The following is a 16,456-nucleotide window of genomic DNA, read 5'->3' on the forward strand; positions in this document are numbered from 1 at the left end:
GAGGATGTGGCGTTTGACGTGCTCAAATGGGTTCCCGGAACGATCTATCCGACGGATACTGGGCACGTTGTTGCCTTTGTGGAGGGAGTCACCATGCGTGCGATCTGGAAGGGCGCGGTGTCGTTCGGGCTGGTCAGCGTGCCTGTGAAGCTCTATTCGGCGACGGAGTCCCACGACGTCTCCTTCCGTCAGGTGCACCAGTCCGACGGCGGCCGGATCCGCTATCAGCGGATCTGTTCGATCGACGGCGAGGAGGTGCCCTACTCCGAGATCGCGAAGGGCTATGAGACCGAGGACGGTGAGATGGTCGTGCTCACCGACGACGACTTCGCCAACCTGCCGACGACATCCTCGCGCGAGATCGCGGTGGAGAAGTTCGTGCCGAGCGACCAGATCGACCCGATGCTCTTCGAGAAGAGCTACTACCTGGAGCCGGAGAACACCGGGGTCAAGCCGTACGCGCTGCTGCGCCAGGCCCTGCTCGACGCCGACCGGGTCGCGCTGGTGACGGTCGCGCTGCGCCAGCGCACCACGATCGCCGCGCTGCGGGTGCGGCCGACCGACAACGGTGACGTGATCGTGCTACAGACGATGATGTGGCCCGACGAGATCCGGGTGCCCGACTTCAAGGTCGAGGCCGGCGAGATCAAGGACTCCGAGATCAAGATGGCCAACATGCTCGTCGAGACGCTCGCGGGTGACTTCCATCCCGAGGAGTTCTCCGACGACTACGCCAGCGCCGTCGAGGAGATGGTGAAGGCCAAGATCGAGGGCGGCGAGGTCGAGCGGACCCCCACCTCCACCAAGACCTCCGGCGAGGTCGTCGACCTGCTCGCCGCCCTGCAGCGCTCGGTCGCGGCAGCGAAGAAGTCCCGCGGCGAGGAGGTCCCGGACGAGGCCGAGGACAAGAAGAAGAAGAAGTCGAAGGCGTCCTAGGCGGCCGGGGCGACACGTACCGAAATCTCTGGTGCGGGCGTGTCGAAAGCGGCAGGCTCTCCTCGACGCGTAGGCGACGACGCGCAACGGACGCGTCGCCGACCCGCAAGGAGAAGCAGATGCGCTACATGATGTTCGTGAAGATGGACCCGCAGGCCGGGCCGCCGCCGGCCGCGCTGATCGAGGCGGTGGAGGCCGAGATCAAGCAGCAGTACGCCGACGGCATCCTGCTCGACGCCGACGGGCTCGGTCCCGCGGTGGAGATCCGGCTGAGCGCCGGAGAGGTGACCCACGTGGACGGGCCCTTCGCGGAGGCCAAGGAGGTAGCCGGTGGGTTCTCGCTCTTCGAGGTCCGCTCGCCGGACGAGGCCATCGAGCTCGGCCGCCGGATGATCCAGCTCCACGAGGAGCTGTGGCCGGGGCAGGACGTGACGGTGGAGATGCGGCCGCTGTTCGGTCCGCCGACCCCTGCTGAATGAGCTCTCCCACCGAAGACGCGATCGTCGCGGTCTGGCGCAACGAGTCCGTACGTCTCCTCGCCGGTCTGGCGCGGATGACGCACGACCTCGACCTGGCCGAGGACCTCGCCCAGGATGCCCTTGTCGCGGCGCTGGAGCAGTGGCCGCACGAGGGCATCCCTCGCAACCCCGGCGCGTGGTTGATGTCGATCGCGAAACGGCGCGCGATCGACGGGTTCCGCCGGGACGAGGTGCTGCGCCGCAAGGTCGCCCTGCTGGGCCACGAACTGGAGGAGGGTGAGATGCCTGACCTGGCTGCCGCGGTCGACCACATCGAGGACGATGTGCTGCGGCTGATGTTCCTCTCCTGCCATCCTGCGCTGGCTCCCGACTCCCGCACCGTGCTGACGCTGCGGCTCGTGGGCGGGCTGACGACCGCCGAGATCGCCCGGGCCTACTTCGCCAAGGAGTCGGCCGTCGGCCAGCGGATCTCGCGGGCGAAACGCACCCTGGCCGAGGTCGGTGCCTCGTTCGAGCTGCCGGTGGGGGTGGAGCGGGCGGCTCGCCTGCGCGATGTGATGCAGACGATCTACCTGGTCTTCAACGAGGGCTACGCGGCGACGTCGGGACCGTCGTGGACCCGGCCCGAGCTGTGCCTGGAGGGGATGCGGCTGGCCCGCATGCTCGCCGCGCACGCCCCGGGCGATCCCGACGCCCAGGCGCTGCAGGGGCTGCTGGAGATCCAGGGGTCGCGGCTCGCGGCGCGGGCGGACGCCGATGGTCACCCGGTGCTGCTCGAGGACCAGGACCGGACACGCTGGGACCAGCTGCTGCTGCGTCGCGGCCTGGCCGCGGTCGACCGGGCGACGGCGCTCGCCTCCTCCGGCACCCCCGGCGGGAGCTATCTGGTGCAGGCGATGATCGCCGCGTGCCACGGCCGTGCCCGGCGGGCCGAGGAGACGGACTGGGCCGAGATCGCGCGGCTCTACGACATGCTCGCGAGCGGCGTCCCGGGCGCCGTCATCGAGGTCAACCGGGCGGTGGCGCACGGGCGTGCCTTCGGTCCCGACGCCGGGCTGGCCATCCTGGCGACACTCCCCGAGGGAGCCCTTCCGGGGTCGCATCTGCCTGCCGGCGTACGTGGTGACCTGCTGCACCGCGCCGGGCGGCACCTCGAGGCCGCGGTGGCGTTCGACGAGGCGGCGTCGTTGACCACCAATGCCGGGGAACAGGAGCTTCTCGAGCGACGTGCCGCCGCGTGTCGAAGCGACGAGGACTCGTCCGACGCGTAAGTATCAACCGGATCTTTCGAGGAGTGAACCATGACCACAACCACCGCCTCCGCCGACGGCACCACGATCGCCTACGACGTCGTCGGCACCGGCCCGGCGCTCGTCCTGGTCGACGGGGCCCTGTGCTACCGCGGCTTCGGGCCGTCGAAGGAGCTCGCCGACGCGTTCTCGGACCGGTTCACCGTCTTCCGCTACGACCGCCGCGGCCGCGGCGACAGCAACATCGCCAAGCCGGCGGCCGCCGGCACCATGGAGGCGGTCGAGCAGGAGGTCGCCGACCTGGGCGCGGTGATCGAGGCGGCCGGCGGGCACGCCCATCTGCTGGGCCTGAGCTCCGGCGCCTTCCTCGCCCTGGAGGCCGCGCGGGCCGGGCTGCCGATCGACAAGATCGTCGCCTACGAGGCGCCGCTCATCCTCGACGACACGCACCGCCCCAACGACGCCGACCTGGCGCAGCAGGTCGAGGCCCTGGTGGAGAAGGGCAAGCGGGCCGCCGCGGTCGAGCGGTTCATGCGCGTGGTCGGCATGCCACTGGTCGCGGTCAAGATCATGCGTCTCACCCCGGCCTTCAAGAAGCTCACCCCGGTCGCCCACACGCTCGTCTACGACCTGGGCATGTGCGTGCCGTTCCAGCAGGGTCTGCCCCTGCCGGGCGGCTACTTCAAGAGCGTGTCGGTGCCCGTGCTGTCGGTGGCGGGCAGCAAGAGCCCGACCTACATGACCAATGCCCAGCAGGCCATCGCCAAGGCCGTTCCCGAGGGCCGCTACGTCGTCCTCGACGGGCAGGACCACATGGTCAAGGCGTCGGCCCTGGCGCCGGTCGCGGCGGAGTTCTTCACCGCCTAGCGCACCGTCGTCCCGCCGAGTCAGCGCCGAGTCGGCCCGTCATAACGAGCCGACTCGGCGGGACAACTGGTCAGAACGCGCCGACTCGACCGGACAACCGGTCACGACGCGCCGACTCGGCGGGATAATCGGTCACGATGCGCCGACTCGGCGGGATGGCTGGTCATCTAGGCTGCGGAGCATGGCGCAACTGTGGGACATCTCTCCGCCGATCCAGGCAACGTCGCCGGTGTTTCCCGGTGACCATGCGACCGAGGTCGGCTGGACCTTCCGGATCGGTCCCGGCTGTCCGGTCAACGTCGCCGAGATCTCGGTGTCGGCCCACGTCGGAGCACATGCGGACGCGCCGCTGCACTTCACCGACGGCGGGATCCCGGCGGGCGAGATGGCGCTCGAGCCGTTCCTCGGCCCGTGCCGGGTGGTCGACGTCACCGGCGTGCGCCCACTGGTCACCGTCGACGACATCGACGTCACCGACCTGCCGCCGCGGGTGCTGTTCCGGACGTACGCCACCCAGCCGACGACCTGGGACGACGACTTCTGCGCGCTCGACCCCGCGCTGATCGACCTCCTGGCCGCCCACGGGGTGCGGCTGGTCGGCACCGACGCGGCCAGCCTGGACCCGTCGTCCTCCAAGGATCTTCCGGCCCATTTCGCGACCCATCGTCATGACGTACGCATCCTGGAGAACCTGCTGCTCGACGAGGTGCCCGCGGGCGACTACGAGCTGATCGCGCTCCCCCTCAAGCTCACCACCGCCGACGCCGCGCCCGTGCGGGCCGTGCTCAGGCCGATCAAGGAGATCAACGAATGAACCGCGACGACGCCGTCGCCCTCGACCGAGCCGACCCACTGGCTCCGCTGCGCGACCTCTTCGACCTGCCCGAGAAGACGATCTACCTCGACGGCAACTCGCTCGGCGCGCTCCCCCGCGCCACCGCCGCACGGGTGGCCGAGGTGGTCACCCAGGAGTGGGGGCAGGGGCTGATCGAGTCCTGGAACACCGCCTCCTGGATCACCCTGCCCCAGCGGGTCGGCGCCAAGATCGCCAGGCTCGTCGGCGCAGGTGACGGCGAGGTCGTGGTCGCCGACTCGACCTCCCTCAACGTTTACAAGGTGCTCGCCTCGGCGCTCTCGATCGCGGCCGTCGACTCGCCCGAGCGCCGGGTCGTGGTCAGCGAGCGCAGCAACTTCCCGACCGACCTCTACATCGCCTCCTCGCTGTGCCGCGACCGCGGCTACGAGCTGGTGCTGGTCGACTCGCCCGACGAGATCGAGGGGCTGCTCGACCGCACCGCGGTGCTGATGCTGACCGAGGTCAACTACCGCACCGGCTACCTGCACTCGATGGCCTCGGTGACCGCGCTCGCCCGCGAGCACGGTGTGCTGGCCGTCTGGGACCTGTGCCACTCGGCCGGCGCGGTGCCGGTCGACCTCCGTGGCGCCGACGCCGACTTCGCGATCGGCTGCGGCTACAAGTTCCTCAACGGCGGCCCCGGCTCGCCGGCGTTCCTGTGGGTCAACCCGCGCCACGTCGACCGCTTCGAGCAGCCGCTGTCGGGCTGGATGGGCCACGCGGCGCCCTTCGAGATGTCGCCGGGCTACCGTCCCGCGGAGGGTGTCTCGCGCTACCTGTCCGGCACCCCTGCGGTCATCGGCATCTCCGCCTTGGAGTGCGGGGTCGACACGCTGCTGGCCGCCGAGACCTACGGTGGTCTCGAGGCGATCCGGGAGAAGTCGCTCGCGCTGACCCGGCTCTTCGCCGACCTCGTCTCCTCCCGGCTTCCCGGGTTCACGATCGAGTCCCCGCTGGACGATGCGCAGCGCGGCAGTCAGCTCTCGCTGAGCATCGGCGAGGGTGCGTACGCGATCGTGCAGGCGCTCATCGAGCGCGGGGTGGTCGGCGACTTCCGAGCCGGGCCCAAGAATTCAACCCAGCCTGACATCCTGCGCTTCGGCGTCACCCCGCTCTACACCCGCTACGTCGACGTCTGGGATGCCGTCGACCACCTGGTCTCGGTGATGGACAACGACGAATGGCGCGACGAGCGCTTCTGGACCCGAGGAGCAGTCACATGAGCAGCACGCAGGACCTTCCGATGGACTACTCCGACTACCTCCACCTGCCGGAGGTGCTCGGCGCGCAGCACCCGCTCTCGGGCGACCACAACGAGATGCTCTTCATCGTGCAGCACCAGGCGATGGAGCTGTGGATGAAGCTCGCGCTGCACGAGCTGACCGAGGCGCAGCGACTCCTCGCCGAGGACGCGGTACGCCCGGCGTTCAAAGGGCTGGCCCGGGTCTCGAGGATCATGGAGCAGCTCGTGCACGCCTGGGACGTCCTCTCGACGCTGACCCCCACCGAGTACGACAAGTTCCGCCCCTACCTGGCCACCGGCTCGGGCTTCCAGTCGTGGCAGTACCGCTGCATCGAGTTCGCGCTCGGCAACAAGGCCGCCTACACGCTCCGCGTGCACGAGGGACGGCCGCACGAGCAGGACGTGCTCGCGGCGTACGGTCGGCCCTCGCTCTACGACGAGTCGCTGCGGCTGCTGGCCCGGCGCGGCTTCGACATCCCTGCCGATCACCTCGACCGGGACTGGAAGCAGGAGTACGCCGCCTCCGACGCCGTCGAGGCGGCCTGGGGCGAGGTCTACCGCGACCCGGAGAAGCACTGGGACCTCTACGAGCTGGGCGAGGAGCTCACCGACCTGGAGACCGCCTTCCGGGTCTGGCGGTTCCGGCACGTGACCACCGTCGAGCGGATCATCGGGTTCAAGATCGGCACCGGCGGGACCAGCGGTGTCTCCTACCTGCGCAAGCAGCTCGACATCATCCTGTTCCCCGAGCTGTGGGCGATGCGTACGGGGCTGTAGACCTCAGCGCGCGAGCTTCCCCCGGAGCCGCTCGGCGAGACGTACGGACGCCTCGATCTCGACCTTGCGGATCGAGACCGACTCGATGTTGATGCCGAACGGCACCCCGAGCTGACGGCAGAAGGACATCAGCTCGATCGCCGTCGCCTCGGCCTGCTCGAGCGAGGCGTCGAGGGTGTCGGTGGCGTGACGCAGCTCGTTCTCGATCCAGCGCGGTACGTCGACGCCGAGCCAGCGGAGGAACTCGAGGGTCTTCATCGAGCCGCAGACGGAGAAGGTGAACACGATCGGCACCGGCGCCAGGCCGCGGGAATCGCACTCGTAGCGGTAGTCGGAGACGAGGTTCTTGGCGGCGTTGACGTCGTAGACGACCTGGGTGACGAAGTAGGAGCAGCCGGCCTCCTGCTTGGCGATCAGCCGAAGGTGCTCGTCGCCCTTGGCCGTGTGGCGCTCGGGGATCGCGACAGCGCCGAGGAGCAGGTCGGGGTTGATCTGGTTCCGGATCTCCTGGGCGCGGCGCAGGCTGGTGGCGACGCGCTTCTCCCCCGAGGATGCGCCGACGAAGACCGACAGCGCCTTGGCCGGGTCCTGGGTCTTGACCCAGTCGCGCAGCGTCGGCTCGTCGTACTTGCCGGTGGCCCGGTAGACGACCGCCGGCACGTCGAGACCGGCGAGGTTGCGCTCGAGGAAGTCGGCGGGGTCGAGGGTGCGTACGAACGGGAACGGCCGTTCCTCGGGGTTGCGGTCGGACTCGTCGTCGATGTCGTAGAGGATCAGCCCGTCGACGTCGAGGGGCCGGATCCGCTCGAGCGTGATCTCGGCGATCTGCTGCACCCTCTCGGGTGCCGTCGTCACCCTCGGCGGGGTGACGGCGAACAGAAGAATCTCACCGGCCCGGTCATTGATGCGCTGCTGCAGATCCACGGCGTCAACGCTAGCCGAGTACGTGGGGACCCGGCGCGTGCGTCCAATCACAGCGCCGGGTCGGCGTCGTCAGTAGACGCTCGGCCCCGAGACCGGGTCGCCGTAGGTGTCCGGCTTGATCTTGAACAGCTCGGCACGACGCTTGATCGTCTCGGCACGAGCCAGGCGCGGCTTGTCGCTGCCGTCGCGGATGACTCGGCCGCCCTCCTCGAACTTGTGCAGGAACTCGTGGGCCCAGGTCACGTCGGACGGGGACGGGCTGAACGACTCGTTGATCACCGCGGGCTGCTCGAGATCGAGGCAGAGCTTGCCGGTCATGCCCATCGCGACGCCGTCGGCCGACTGCTCACGCAGGAGCGGGTGGCTGCTGCCCACGGTCGGGCCGTCGATCGGACCCGACAGGTTGCCGATCCGCGAGGCGAGGACGAGCTTGGTCCGCGGGTAGGCCATGGCGAGCGGGTCGTTCTCCGCACCCGTGTCGCGGCGGTAGTCACCGGAGCCGAAGGCGAGCCGGTAGGCACCACGGGCGCGCGCGATCGTCGCGGCGTCCTCGATCCCGAGCGCCGACTCGAGCAGCGGGATCACCGGGGTCGACCCGCCGAGCCGCTGGAAGGTGTCGGTCACCTGGTCGGGCGACTCGGTCTTCGCGAGCATCACCCCGGCGAGCGTCTCGATCCCGGCCAGCGCCGCGAGGTCCTCGCTCCAGTCCTCGGTGGTCCAGTCGTTGATGCGTACCCACGCCCGGCCGCCGCCCTTGAGCCAGCTGGTCACGTTCTCGCGCGCCTGTGACTTGAGCGAGGTGTCGATCGCGTCCTCCATGTCGAGGATGATCTGGTCGGCTCGGCTCAGCTGGGCGTCGTCGAAGATCTCGGTACGCATCGCGGAGACCAGCAGCCATGACCTGGCGTTGTGCCCCTCGACTCGGTTGGCTTCGCGCACCTCGCGCTTCTCGGCGATCTGGGTCGTGCTCATCGTTCGCGTATCTCCCTACTGGCGTCCTGGGCTGGGCGCAATTGGACGGTAAACCAACGCGCCGGTGACTCGCGAGTAGGAAGTCGGCAGCCTGGGGCGCGTGAGACATAACCCACATCAGGCCTCGTGCTCGCCGGCCAGGTCCGGCATCGGCTGGATGAGCTGGTAGACCGAGTAGAGCTCGAGGTCGTCGTCGGAGGACTCTCTGCCGACCTCTCGATAGCGGGCGACGACCTGGTTCAGCTCTCGCTGGAGCCGCTCGGCGTCGTCCTTGGTCAGCCGCAGGGACGACTCGGAGACGATCCGCTTGGCCGGGTCGTCATCGCGGGCGATCTGGAAGGCCTGGTCGACCAGGTGGTGGCCCCAGGCGACGGAGCTGCGCCGGAACACCGTGTACGCAGCCTCGCCCCCGGGCTGCTCGACCATCTCCCGCGGGCTCAACGTGATGTCCTCGTCGACCAGCCTCCAGACCCGGTCGCGCTTGTCGCGGCCGGCATCGGGGGCGACCTCGACGAGGCCGTACTTCGCCAGCTGTCGCAGGTGGAAGCTGGCCTGGTTGGCCGGGATGCCGGTGCGCTTCGCGATGTCTGCAGCGCGGAGGGAACCGGCTGCGGACAGCTCGTGCAGCACGCGGTTGCGCGTCGGGTGGGCGATCGCTCGCAGGATTCGCGGATCGTCGTACGTGGCCATGACCCCACCCTAGCGAATCCCGCAACACATAGTGCGCAAGAACTATTGCGCAATATATGTTGCGCACTCTACGGTGCGGGTATGCCCTCCTACCGCGAGCTCGCCCGCAACCACGACTTCACCGCTCTCTGGATCGGCGCCACCGTCGCCGAGCTCGGGACCCGAGTGAGCCTCTTCGCGATGCCCCTGGTCGCCTACGCGATGACCGGGTCGGCGTTCTGGGCGGCCACGGCGGAAGCCGCCCACCTCATCGGCATGGTCGGCATGCTGCTGCCCGCCGGGGTGATCGCCGACCGGCGCGACCGGCTGCGGATCATGCGGCTCGCCCACGGGTCGGGAGCGATGCTGTACGCCTCGCTCGCGGTCGCCGGCCTGCTCGGGTCGCTCACCCTTCCCCACCTGCTCCTCGTCGCCCTGCTCACCGGAGTGCTCAACGGGCTCTTCGTCCCCGCCGAGAACTCGGCGATCAGATCGGTGGTCCGGGCCGAGGACCTGCCCACGGCGCTCTCCCAGCAGCAGGCCCGCCAGCACATCGCGGGGTTGCTCGGCGGACCGCTCGGTGGCGCGCTGCTCGGGCTCTCCCGATGGGCGCCGTTCGCCGGGAACGCCATCGCGTACGCCGCCGGCTGGCTGCTGCTCGCCCGGGTCCGCGCCGATCTCTCGGCGCCTCCGGTCGACGAGCAGGACACCCGGCACAAGCCGCTGGCCGACCTGCTCGCGGGCTTGGGCTACAGCTGGCGGCAGCCGTTCCTGCGTACGCTGCTCTTCTTCAGCCCTGCCGCCAACCTGGCGATCAACGCCCTCTTCTTCCTCGCCCTGCTGCGGCTGGTCGAGGCCGGGTTCCCGGCATGGCAGATCGGTCTGGCCGAGGCCGCCATCGGTGCCTGCGGCATCCTCGGGGCCCTCGCCGCGCCCTGGCTGATCGAGCGGCTGCCGACCGGCCGGCTGACGATCCTCGTCGCCTGGAGCTTCGTGCCGCTCTCGATCCCGCTGGCCTTCTGGACGCACCCCGCGGTCATGGCCCTGGCCGCGTCGGTGGGGCTCTTCCTCAACCCGGCGGGCAACGCCGGGATCGCCGCCTACCGGATGGCGACCACGCCGCAGGAGCTGATCGGGCGGGTCCAGTCGGCCGCGCAGTTCGTCGCGATGCTCTCGATCCCGCTGGCACCCGCGCTCGCCGGGGCGCTGCTCGCCGTCACCGACGGTGCCACGGCCGTCCTGGTGGTGACGGCGATGACCGCCGCGGCAGCCCTGATCCCGACTCTCGCCCGGTCGGTCCGATCGATCCCGCGTCCCGCGGACTGGCAGGCTCAGCCGTCGAACGACGACAACCTCGATCACACACGCGCTTCAGAGCGTAAAAACGAGGTTCTGCAGGGATAACCTTCTGAAGATCCATCAACGCAACGTTTGCTGCTCGGAAGCAAAGGAACCCCTCCCATGTTCAAGCGGGCCTGTCTGGCGTTGGCACTTCTGGCCGGAGTGTTCGTCACGGTGCTGTCGCCGGCGCCGGCTCACGCGATGACCGACTCGTGGGCCGAATGGGCTCCCGTCTCCGGGACGTCCAACGACTACTCCACGACGATGACGCAGCGGTCGACGGGCTTTCCCGCGGCTCAGATGGCCAGTGACTCCCGGGCCAACGTCGCCCTCCCCAGCGGCGCGACCACCTTCCTCGACGCCGGGACGCCGCCGGGGGCGAAGTACGGCTCGAGCCGCGGGTCGGCCTACATCAACCTGCGGCCGAAGGCCGACACCCCGAGCGGCGCCTCGACCACGACGTACGCCTTCGAGCACCCCACGCCCGACACCGGCTGGGCGTTCGTGCTCGGTGACATCGACTCCGACCAGGTCCAGGTCCAGGCGACCGACGAGAACGGCGACCCGGTCACGGCCGCGGAGATCTCCTCGTGGTTCCAGGGTTCGTTCAACTACGCCGGCGGCGCTGACCTGCCGACCTGGAACCCGGCCACCTCGACCCTGACCGGCAACCCGACCGCCACCGACACCAACGGCGCCACCGGCTGGTACGAGCCCGACATCCGACTCACCAGCCTGTCCTTCGTCTTCACCCGTCGTGCCGGGTTCCCGGTCTACCAGACGTGGTTCGTGAGCAGGGCGCGGCCGATCGGCGGCACGGTCACCGACGTGTCGACCTCCGGGTCGTGCCCGGTCGAGGAGTCGGTGCTCACCCTGGTCTCGCCCTACGGGGAGACGCTGGCGACCACGAGCCCGTCCGCCGACGGCACCTACACCTTCGGCGAGCTCGCGACCCAGGACGGCTACACCGTCCGGCTCACCCGGCCCGAGGCGTGTGCGACGGTCGGGCAGACCGAGGCGAGCGTCAGCAACCGCGGCAACGACGACGACCCCGCCTCACGGGCCGACTTCGAGGTGCGGCAGGTGATCCCGCACGCGATCAGCGGAACCGTAAGCGACGACGCCGGTGCTCCGGTTCCAGGCGCGACCGTGACCCTCACCAAGCCCGACGGAAGCACCGCGACCACGACCACCTCGACGGACGGCAGCTACCTCTTCGACGACAACGCGGTCGGCACGGGCTACTCGCTGACCCTCACCGTGCCCGACGGCTACACCCCCGGCCCCGACGGCACCACCCGTTCCGGCATCACCGTCATCGACGCAGCGGTCACCGACCAGGACTTCGTGGTGGACCAGCTGGCCGGCGTCTCGGGCACCGTGACCGGCGGTGGCGGCGGCCTCGGCGGCATCCAGGTGCGCCTGGTCCCCGCCAACGGCGGCGACCCGATCACGACCGTCACCGACGGCGACGGCAACTATGCGCTCGACGGGGTGCCGCCCGGCGACTACACCGCCGAGATAGACGCGCCCGAGGGCTACACGGGCGCCACCAGCCGACCGGTCACCGTGGCCGCGAGCGACGTGACCGGGGTCGACTTCGACCTCACCCGACCCGGGACGATCGCCGGACGGGTCTCCGACGCCTCCACCGGAAACCCGGTCGCGGGAGTCACCGTCACCATCGACGGCCCCGAGGGCCCGATCACCGCCACCACCGACGAGGCCGGCGACTACTTCGTCGAGGAGCTCCCCCCGGGCGACTACACGATCACCATCACCGCGCCCGAGGGGACGCAGGTGGTGGGCGAGACGTCGCGTACGGTCACGATCACGTCGGCCGGCGAGATCCGGGGCGGACAGGACTTCCGGGTCGACGAGGTCGCCTCGCCGAGCCCCACGCCGACCCCGACGCCGACTCCCACGCCCACCCCGACGCCGGATCCGACGCCGACGCCGACGCCCGATCCCACCGACGTGCCGACCCCGGGCGGAGACGAGAATCCGCCGGCGGCCCCGAACCCGGGACCGCCGACGGAGACCTCACCTCAGAGCTCGCTGCCGGAGACCGGCGGCCCGTCGTGGGTGTTCGCCGCGCTCGGCATCTCGCTCCTGCTCGCCGGCACAGTGCTCACCGTGACAGCGCGTCGAGCGTCCCGAATGCGAGGTTGACCTCCTCGTTGACCACCGAGGTCGCCCAGATCTCCCACCGAAGCGGGTGATCCACGATGGCCTCGGGGAACCGCTCGCGGATCGCGGTCGGGAAGTACGCCACCAGGCGCTTCGTCATCTCGGGATCCGCGGCCGGGTCGGGAACTCCCTCGGCGACCAGCTCGCGCCGGCGCTCGATCTTGGTCCACGCGAGCACGACGGCGAGCTCGGGGGCGGTGAGCCCCTCCCCCGCCTCCAGGCGACGCGCGACCTCGGTCGCGGAGGGCAGGCCCTCCACGTCTCGGTCGAGCAGTCCGGCCGTGACCCACTCCGCGATCTGACGCTCCTGAGCCTCCAGGAGCTGCGGGGCCGAGGCCACCGCGCGGGTCAGGGTCACGTTGTGGGCCTCGTTGTCGGCCAGCACCAGCGCGGCGACCTCGTCGGTCATCTCCTCGAGGAGCTCGTCACGCGCAGCCAGCGTCAGCGAGCCCGCACGTACCTCTCGTTCCAGCAGGATCTTGAGGTTGACCTCGTGGTCGGAGGTGTCGACACCGGCTGAGTTGTCGATCGCGTCGGTGTTGATCAGCCCACCCTTGCGGGCGAACTCGACGCGGCCGGCCTGGGTGATCCCCAGGTTGCCGCCCTCACCGACGACCCGCACCCGCAGCTCGGCGGCGTCCACCCGGACCCCGTCGTTGGCGTGGTCACCGGCGTCGGCGTCGGTCTCACCCGACGCCTTGACGTACGTCCCGATCCCGCCGTTCCACAGCAGGTCGACCGGGGCTCGCAGGATCGCGCTGATCAGCTCCTGCGGGGTGAGCCGCTTGACGTCGGTCGCCAGACCGAGCGCCTGCCGCACCTCGGGGCTGATCGGCACCCACTTCAGCTGCCGCGACCACACGCCGCCGCCCGCCGAGATCAGTGAGGCGTCGTAGGACTCCCAGGTCGACCGGGGCATCTCGAAGAGCCGCTTCCGTTCCTGGAATCCCATCGTCGCGTCGGGCGTGGGGTCGATGAAGACGTGCCGGTGGTCGAAGGCGGCCACGAGCCGGATCTTGTCCGAGCGCAGCATGCCGTTGCCGAAGACGTCACCGGACATGTCCCCGACGCCGACCGCGGTGATCTCGTCGGTCTGCGGGTCGATGCCGAGTCGCTTGAAGTGGTGCTGCACCGAGACCCAGGCGCCACGCGAGGTGATGCCCATGGCCTTGTGGTCATAGCCGGCCGAGCCGCCGGAGGCGAACGCGTCGCCGAGCCAGAAGTCGTACTCCGCCGCGACCGAGTTGGCCAGGTCGGAGAACGTCGCGGTGCCCTTGTCTGCGGCGACGACCAGGTAGGAGTCGTCGGCGTCGTGGCGGACCACGTCGGCCGGCGGCACGATCTCACCGTCGACCCGGTTGTCGGTGACGTCGAGGAGACCACGCAGGAACGTGACGTAGGCGTCCGGACCGGCCACGCCCTTGGGGACGAAGCCACCCTTGGCGCCACCCGGCACGATTACGGTGTTCTTGACCTGCTGCGCCTTCGCCAGCCCGAGCACCTCGGTGCGGAAGTCGTCGCGCCGGTCGCTCCATCGCAACCCACCACGAGCCACCGCGTCGAAGCGCAGGTGCACGCCCTCGACGTCGGGCGAGTAGACGAAGATCTCGTACGCCGGCCGCGGCAGCGGCAGGTCGGGCAGCTGCTGCGGGTCGAACTTGAACGAGAGATAGCTACGCCCGCCGGCCTCATTGCCTCGGGCTCCGCTTCGGTGGCCCTCATTGCCTCGGGCTCCGCTTCGGCGGTAGTAGTTCGTCCGCGTCGTCGCCAGGATCGTGGTGACGTAGCTGCGCAGGATCCGGTCCTGGTCCAGGCTGGCCACGTCGTCGAGCGCCTCGATGATCGCCTCGGCCCGCTTCGTCTCGTCACGCACCGTGAGCGAGGGGTCGAACCGGGTCTCGAACAGCTCCACGATCTGCCGGGCGATGCCCGGGTTGGTGCACAGCGCGTTGCCGATCGAGAAGAACGAGTTCGGGGTGCCGGCCTGGCGCAGGTAGCGGCCGTAGGCACGCAGCATGGAGACCTGACGGTGGTCGAGACCGGACAGGACGAGTGCGTTCAGCCCGTCGATCTCGCTGCGACCGGACCACGCCTGGTGCAGGGCGGCGACGAGCTGGGTCGGCGCGCCGACCGGGGTGCCGGCGTAGGCGAGGCCGAAGTCGTAGATGAACCACTCCTCCGAACCCGAGGTGCCGACACCCTCGATGTCGTAGGGCCGCTCGTCGGTGACCTCGAAGCCGAACGAGGACAGGATCGGGAGCATCAGGGACAGCGAGAGCGGTCCACCGGTGCGGAAGATCTTGATCCGGAACCCGCCGGGGCTCTCCGGGTCCTTGTAGAAGGAGAAGTCGACCGCCTCGCCCTGGTGCGAGAGCGACTCGAGCCGGGTCAGGTCGGCGGCGCCGGTGTCGGCGTCGAAGTCCTCCTTGTAGGCCTCCGGGAAGGCGTCGAGCACGTGCGAGAGCCGGGCCGCGCCGTCCTCCCCGGCATGGGCGATGACCGCGCTGACCAGGTCGTCGCGCCAGCTCCGCGCAGCCTTGCGCAACCGCGACTCGAGGCTGTCGACCAGCCCCGGGGTGTCCAGGGCCTTCCCCAGCGACTCGGTGGTGCCGTGGACCACGAAGTGCACCCGCGCGGTGGTCGACTCGCTGATGCGTACGGTGAACTCCAGGTCGGTGCCACCGAGGACGTCGAGAAGCACCTTCGAGAACCGCTCGCGGACCGTCGTGTTGTAGCGGTCACGCGGCAGCGAGACGAGCACCGAGACATAGCGACCGTACGTGTCCGGCCGGACGGCCACCCTCAGGATGCGACGCTCGATGGCTCCCAGCGCCGCCTCGGCGAGGTCCATCAGCTCCTCGGCGGAGGCGTGGAAGAGCTCCTCGCGCGGGTAGGACTCCATCGCGTCGAGCATCGCCTTGCCGGTGTGGCTGCGGGCGTCGTAGCCGGTGTGGTCGAGGACCGCGGCGACCTTGCCGCGTACGACCGGGATCCGGGTCACCGACTGCCGGGCCGCCTTCGTGGTGAAGAGGCCGAGGAAACGGTGCTCGCCGATCACCTCGCCGGCGCCGTTGAAGATCTTGATGCCGACGTGGTCGAGGTAGGCGGGCTCCCCGACCGTCGAGCGGGAGTTGGCCTTGGCCAGGACGAGCATGACCTTGTCGCGCGCATGGGCGGCGACCTTGGCCGGCATCTTGCCGTGGTCGGCGGCCTGCGGCGGGTCGGCGCGCAGGATGCCCAGACCGGTGCCGGAGCGACCGCGCAGGTAGTCGCCGTCGAGGCGGTACTCGCGATAGCCGGTCAGCAGGAAGTGGTCCTCGGCCAGCCAGGCCAGCAGCTCGGCGGCCTCGGCGGCCTCCTCGCGCGGCACGCTGTTGGGCGGGGTGTAGCGCAGGCCGGCCGCGATCTCCGCCAGGCGGCGGTGCAGTCTCGGCTCGTCCTCGACGACCTCGCGTACGTCCTCGAGGACTCCCTCGAGGCCCGCGACGATCTCCTTGGCGGCGTCGGGGGCGAGGCGGTCGATCTCGATGTGCATCCAGGACTCGCGGATGTCGCCTTCGTTCACCCCCTCGAGCGCACCGGTCACGTCACGGGCGACGTCGATGACGGGGTGGACCACGAGATGTACGTCGAGGCCACGACGGTAGAGCTCGGTCTTGACCGAGTCCACGAGGTAGGGCATGTCGTCGACGACGATCTCGACGACGCTGCGGCCTCCGGCGGACCAACCGTCTGCGGCGGTGGTCGGGGTGAGGATGCGCACGGCGGCGGTGCCCTGCGGGCGGTTGGCTGCCAGCGCCAGATGCGATCCCACCGCGCCGGCGAGATCAGTCTCGCTGCGGCCGGTGAGCTCCTCGGGGGCTACGTGGCGGAAGTAGGTGGTGCTCGGCAGGCGGAACTGCTGGACGTTCTGCGGAGCTTGGACAGGTTTGATATGCGTCTCCGTTGACAC

Annotated in this window: 13 protein-coding genes; 9 read left to right on the top strand and 4 right to left on the bottom strand. The window is 69.9% G+C overall.

What is annotated here, in order from left to right; translation table 11 throughout:
• The first annotated feature begins 93 nt into the window (after nt 1-93).
• The 7 genes from ACFV9G_RS16970 (at nt 94) to kynA (ending at nt 6,408) form a co-directional block, all read left to right on the top strand.
• Nucleotides 94-936, top strand: coding sequence for a Ku protein (locus ACFV9G_RS16970; RefSeq protein ID WP_378728662.1), 843 nt, complete (start codon nt 94-96; stop codon nt 934-936).
• 119 nt (nt 937-1,055) lie between these two features.
• Entirely contained in the window at nt 1,056-1,415 is a 360-nt protein-coding gene (locus ACFV9G_RS16975; RefSeq protein WP_378728663.1) for a YciI family protein, read from the top strand.
• Nucleotides 1,412-2,686: an RNA polymerase sigma factor gene (locus ACFV9G_RS16980; protein ID WP_378728664.1), complete on the top strand. Its 1,275-nt coding sequence runs from the start codon at nt 1,412-1,414 to the stop codon at nt 2,684-2,686. Before ACFV9G_RS16975 ends, ACFV9G_RS16980 begins: the two co-directional genes overlap by 4 nt.
• Nucleotides 2,687-2,716: 30 nt before the next feature.
• A complete protein-coding gene (locus ACFV9G_RS16985; protein ID WP_378728665.1) occupies nt 2,717-3,532 on the top strand; it encodes an alpha/beta fold hydrolase in 816 nt (271 codons plus the stop codon).
• A 181-nt stretch (nt 3,533-3,713) separates the two neighbouring features.
• Nucleotides 3,714-4,346 (top strand): arylformamidase, encoded by a 633-nt coding sequence (gene kynB / locus ACFV9G_RS16990; RefSeq protein WP_378728666.1) that lies wholly within the window; start codon nt 3,714-3,716, stop codon nt 4,344-4,346.
• Nucleotides 4,343-5,611 (top strand): kynureninase, encoded by a 1,269-nt coding sequence (kynU, locus tag ACFV9G_RS16995; RefSeq protein WP_378728667.1) that lies wholly within the window; start codon nt 4,343-4,345, stop codon nt 5,609-5,611. The genes kynB and kynU overlap by 4 nt, the downstream gene beginning before the upstream one ends.
• Complete coding sequence (kynA, locus tag ACFV9G_RS17000; RefSeq protein ID WP_160024742.1) at nt 5,608-6,408, top strand: tryptophan 2,3-dioxygenase; 801 nt, start codon at nt 5,608-5,610, stop codon at nt 6,406-6,408. Before kynU ends, kynA begins: the two co-directional genes overlap by 4 nt.
• A gap of 3 nt (nt 6,409-6,411) precedes the next feature.
• On the opposite strand, the gene ACFV9G_RS17005 is transcribed toward kynA, so the two are convergent.
• The 3 genes from ACFV9G_RS17005 to ACFV9G_RS17015 form a co-directional block, all read right to left on the bottom strand.
• On the bottom strand, nt 6,412-7,332 hold the full coding sequence (locus ACFV9G_RS17005) for a methylenetetrahydrofolate reductase (RefSeq protein WP_378728668.1): 921 nt from the start codon (nt 7,330-7,332) through the stop codon (nt 6,412-6,414).
• 69 nt (nt 7,333-7,401) lie between these two features.
• Nucleotides 7,402-8,304, bottom strand: a complete 903-nt coding sequence (locus tag ACFV9G_RS17010) for an HpcH/HpaI aldolase/citrate lyase family protein (protein ID WP_378728669.1) — start codon at nt 8,302-8,304, stop codon at nt 7,402-7,404.
• Between the two features lie 117 nt (nt 8,305-8,421).
• Nucleotides 8,422-8,994: an ArsR/SmtB family transcription factor gene (locus ACFV9G_RS17015; protein ID WP_378728670.1), complete on the bottom strand. Its 573-nt coding sequence runs from the start codon at nt 8,992-8,994 to the stop codon at nt 8,422-8,424.
• A gap of 81 nt (nt 8,995-9,075) precedes the next feature.
• Between ACFV9G_RS17015 and ACFV9G_RS17020 the strand changes: the two genes are divergently transcribed.
• Both ACFV9G_RS17020 and ACFV9G_RS17025 read left to right on the top strand, forming a co-directional pair.
• A complete protein-coding gene (locus ACFV9G_RS17020) occupies nt 9,076-10,377 on the top strand; it encodes an MFS transporter (protein WP_378728671.1) in 1,302 nt (433 codons plus the stop codon).
• A gap of 57 nt (nt 10,378-10,434) precedes the next feature.
• The gene (locus ACFV9G_RS17025) at nt 10,435-12,486 is read left to right on the top strand and encodes a collagen binding domain-containing protein (protein WP_378728672.1); all 2,052 of its coding nucleotides are present in this window, start codon (nt 10,435-10,437) and stop codon (nt 12,484-12,486) included.
• Here ACFV9G_RS17025 and ACFV9G_RS17030 read toward each other — a convergent pair.
• Complete coding sequence (locus ACFV9G_RS17030) at nt 12,446-16,456, bottom strand: NAD-glutamate dehydrogenase (RefSeq protein WP_378728673.1); 4,011 nt, start codon at nt 16,454-16,456, stop codon at nt 12,446-12,448. The genes ACFV9G_RS17025 and ACFV9G_RS17030 overlap by 41 nt on opposite strands.

The organism is Nocardioides sp. NPDC059952, from assembly GCF_042730435.1.
Taxonomy (GTDB): Bacteria; Actinomycetota; Actinomycetes; order Propionibacteriales; family Nocardioidaceae; genus Nocardioides.

Excerpts from the sequence above, each read along its gene's own strand:
- ACFV9G_RS16970 (WP_378728662.1), top strand. The coding sequence starts at position 94 with ATGCGTGCGATCTGGAAGGGCGCGGTGTCGTTCGGGCTGGTCAGCGTG.
- ACFV9G_RS16975 (WP_378728663.1), top strand. The coding sequence starts at position 1,056 with ATGCGCTACATGATGTTCGTGAAGATGGACCCGCAGGCCGGGCCGCCG.
- ACFV9G_RS16980 (WP_378728664.1), top strand. The coding sequence starts at position 1,412 with ATGAGCTCTCCCACCGAAGACGCGATCGTCGCGGTCTGGCGCAACGAG.
- ACFV9G_RS16985 (WP_378728665.1), top strand. The coding sequence starts at position 2,717 with ATGACCACAACCACCGCCTCCGCCGACGGCACCACGATCGCCTACGAC.
- kynB (WP_378728666.1), top strand. The coding sequence starts at position 3,714 with ATGGCGCAACTGTGGGACATCTCTCCGCCGATCCAGGCAACGTCGCCG.
- kynU (WP_378728667.1), top strand. The coding sequence starts at position 4,343 with ATGAACCGCGACGACGCCGTCGCCCTCGACCGAGCCGACCCACTGGCT.
- kynA (WP_160024742.1), top strand. The coding sequence starts at position 5,608 with ATGAGCAGCACGCAGGACCTTCCGATGGACTACTCCGACTACCTCCAC.
- ACFV9G_RS17010 (WP_378728669.1), bottom strand. The coding sequence starts at position 8,304 with ATGAGCACGACCCAGATCGCCGAGAAGCGCGAGGTGCGCGAAGCCAAC.
- ACFV9G_RS17015 (WP_378728670.1), bottom strand. The coding sequence starts at position 8,994 with ATGGCCACGTACGACGATCCGCGAATCCTGCGAGCGATCGCCCACCCG.
- ACFV9G_RS17020 (WP_378728671.1), top strand. The coding sequence starts at position 9,076 with ATGCCCTCCTACCGCGAGCTCGCCCGCAACCACGACTTCACCGCTCTC.
- ACFV9G_RS17025 (WP_378728672.1), top strand. The coding sequence starts at position 10,435 with ATGTTCAAGCGGGCCTGTCTGGCGTTGGCACTTCTGGCCGGAGTGTTC.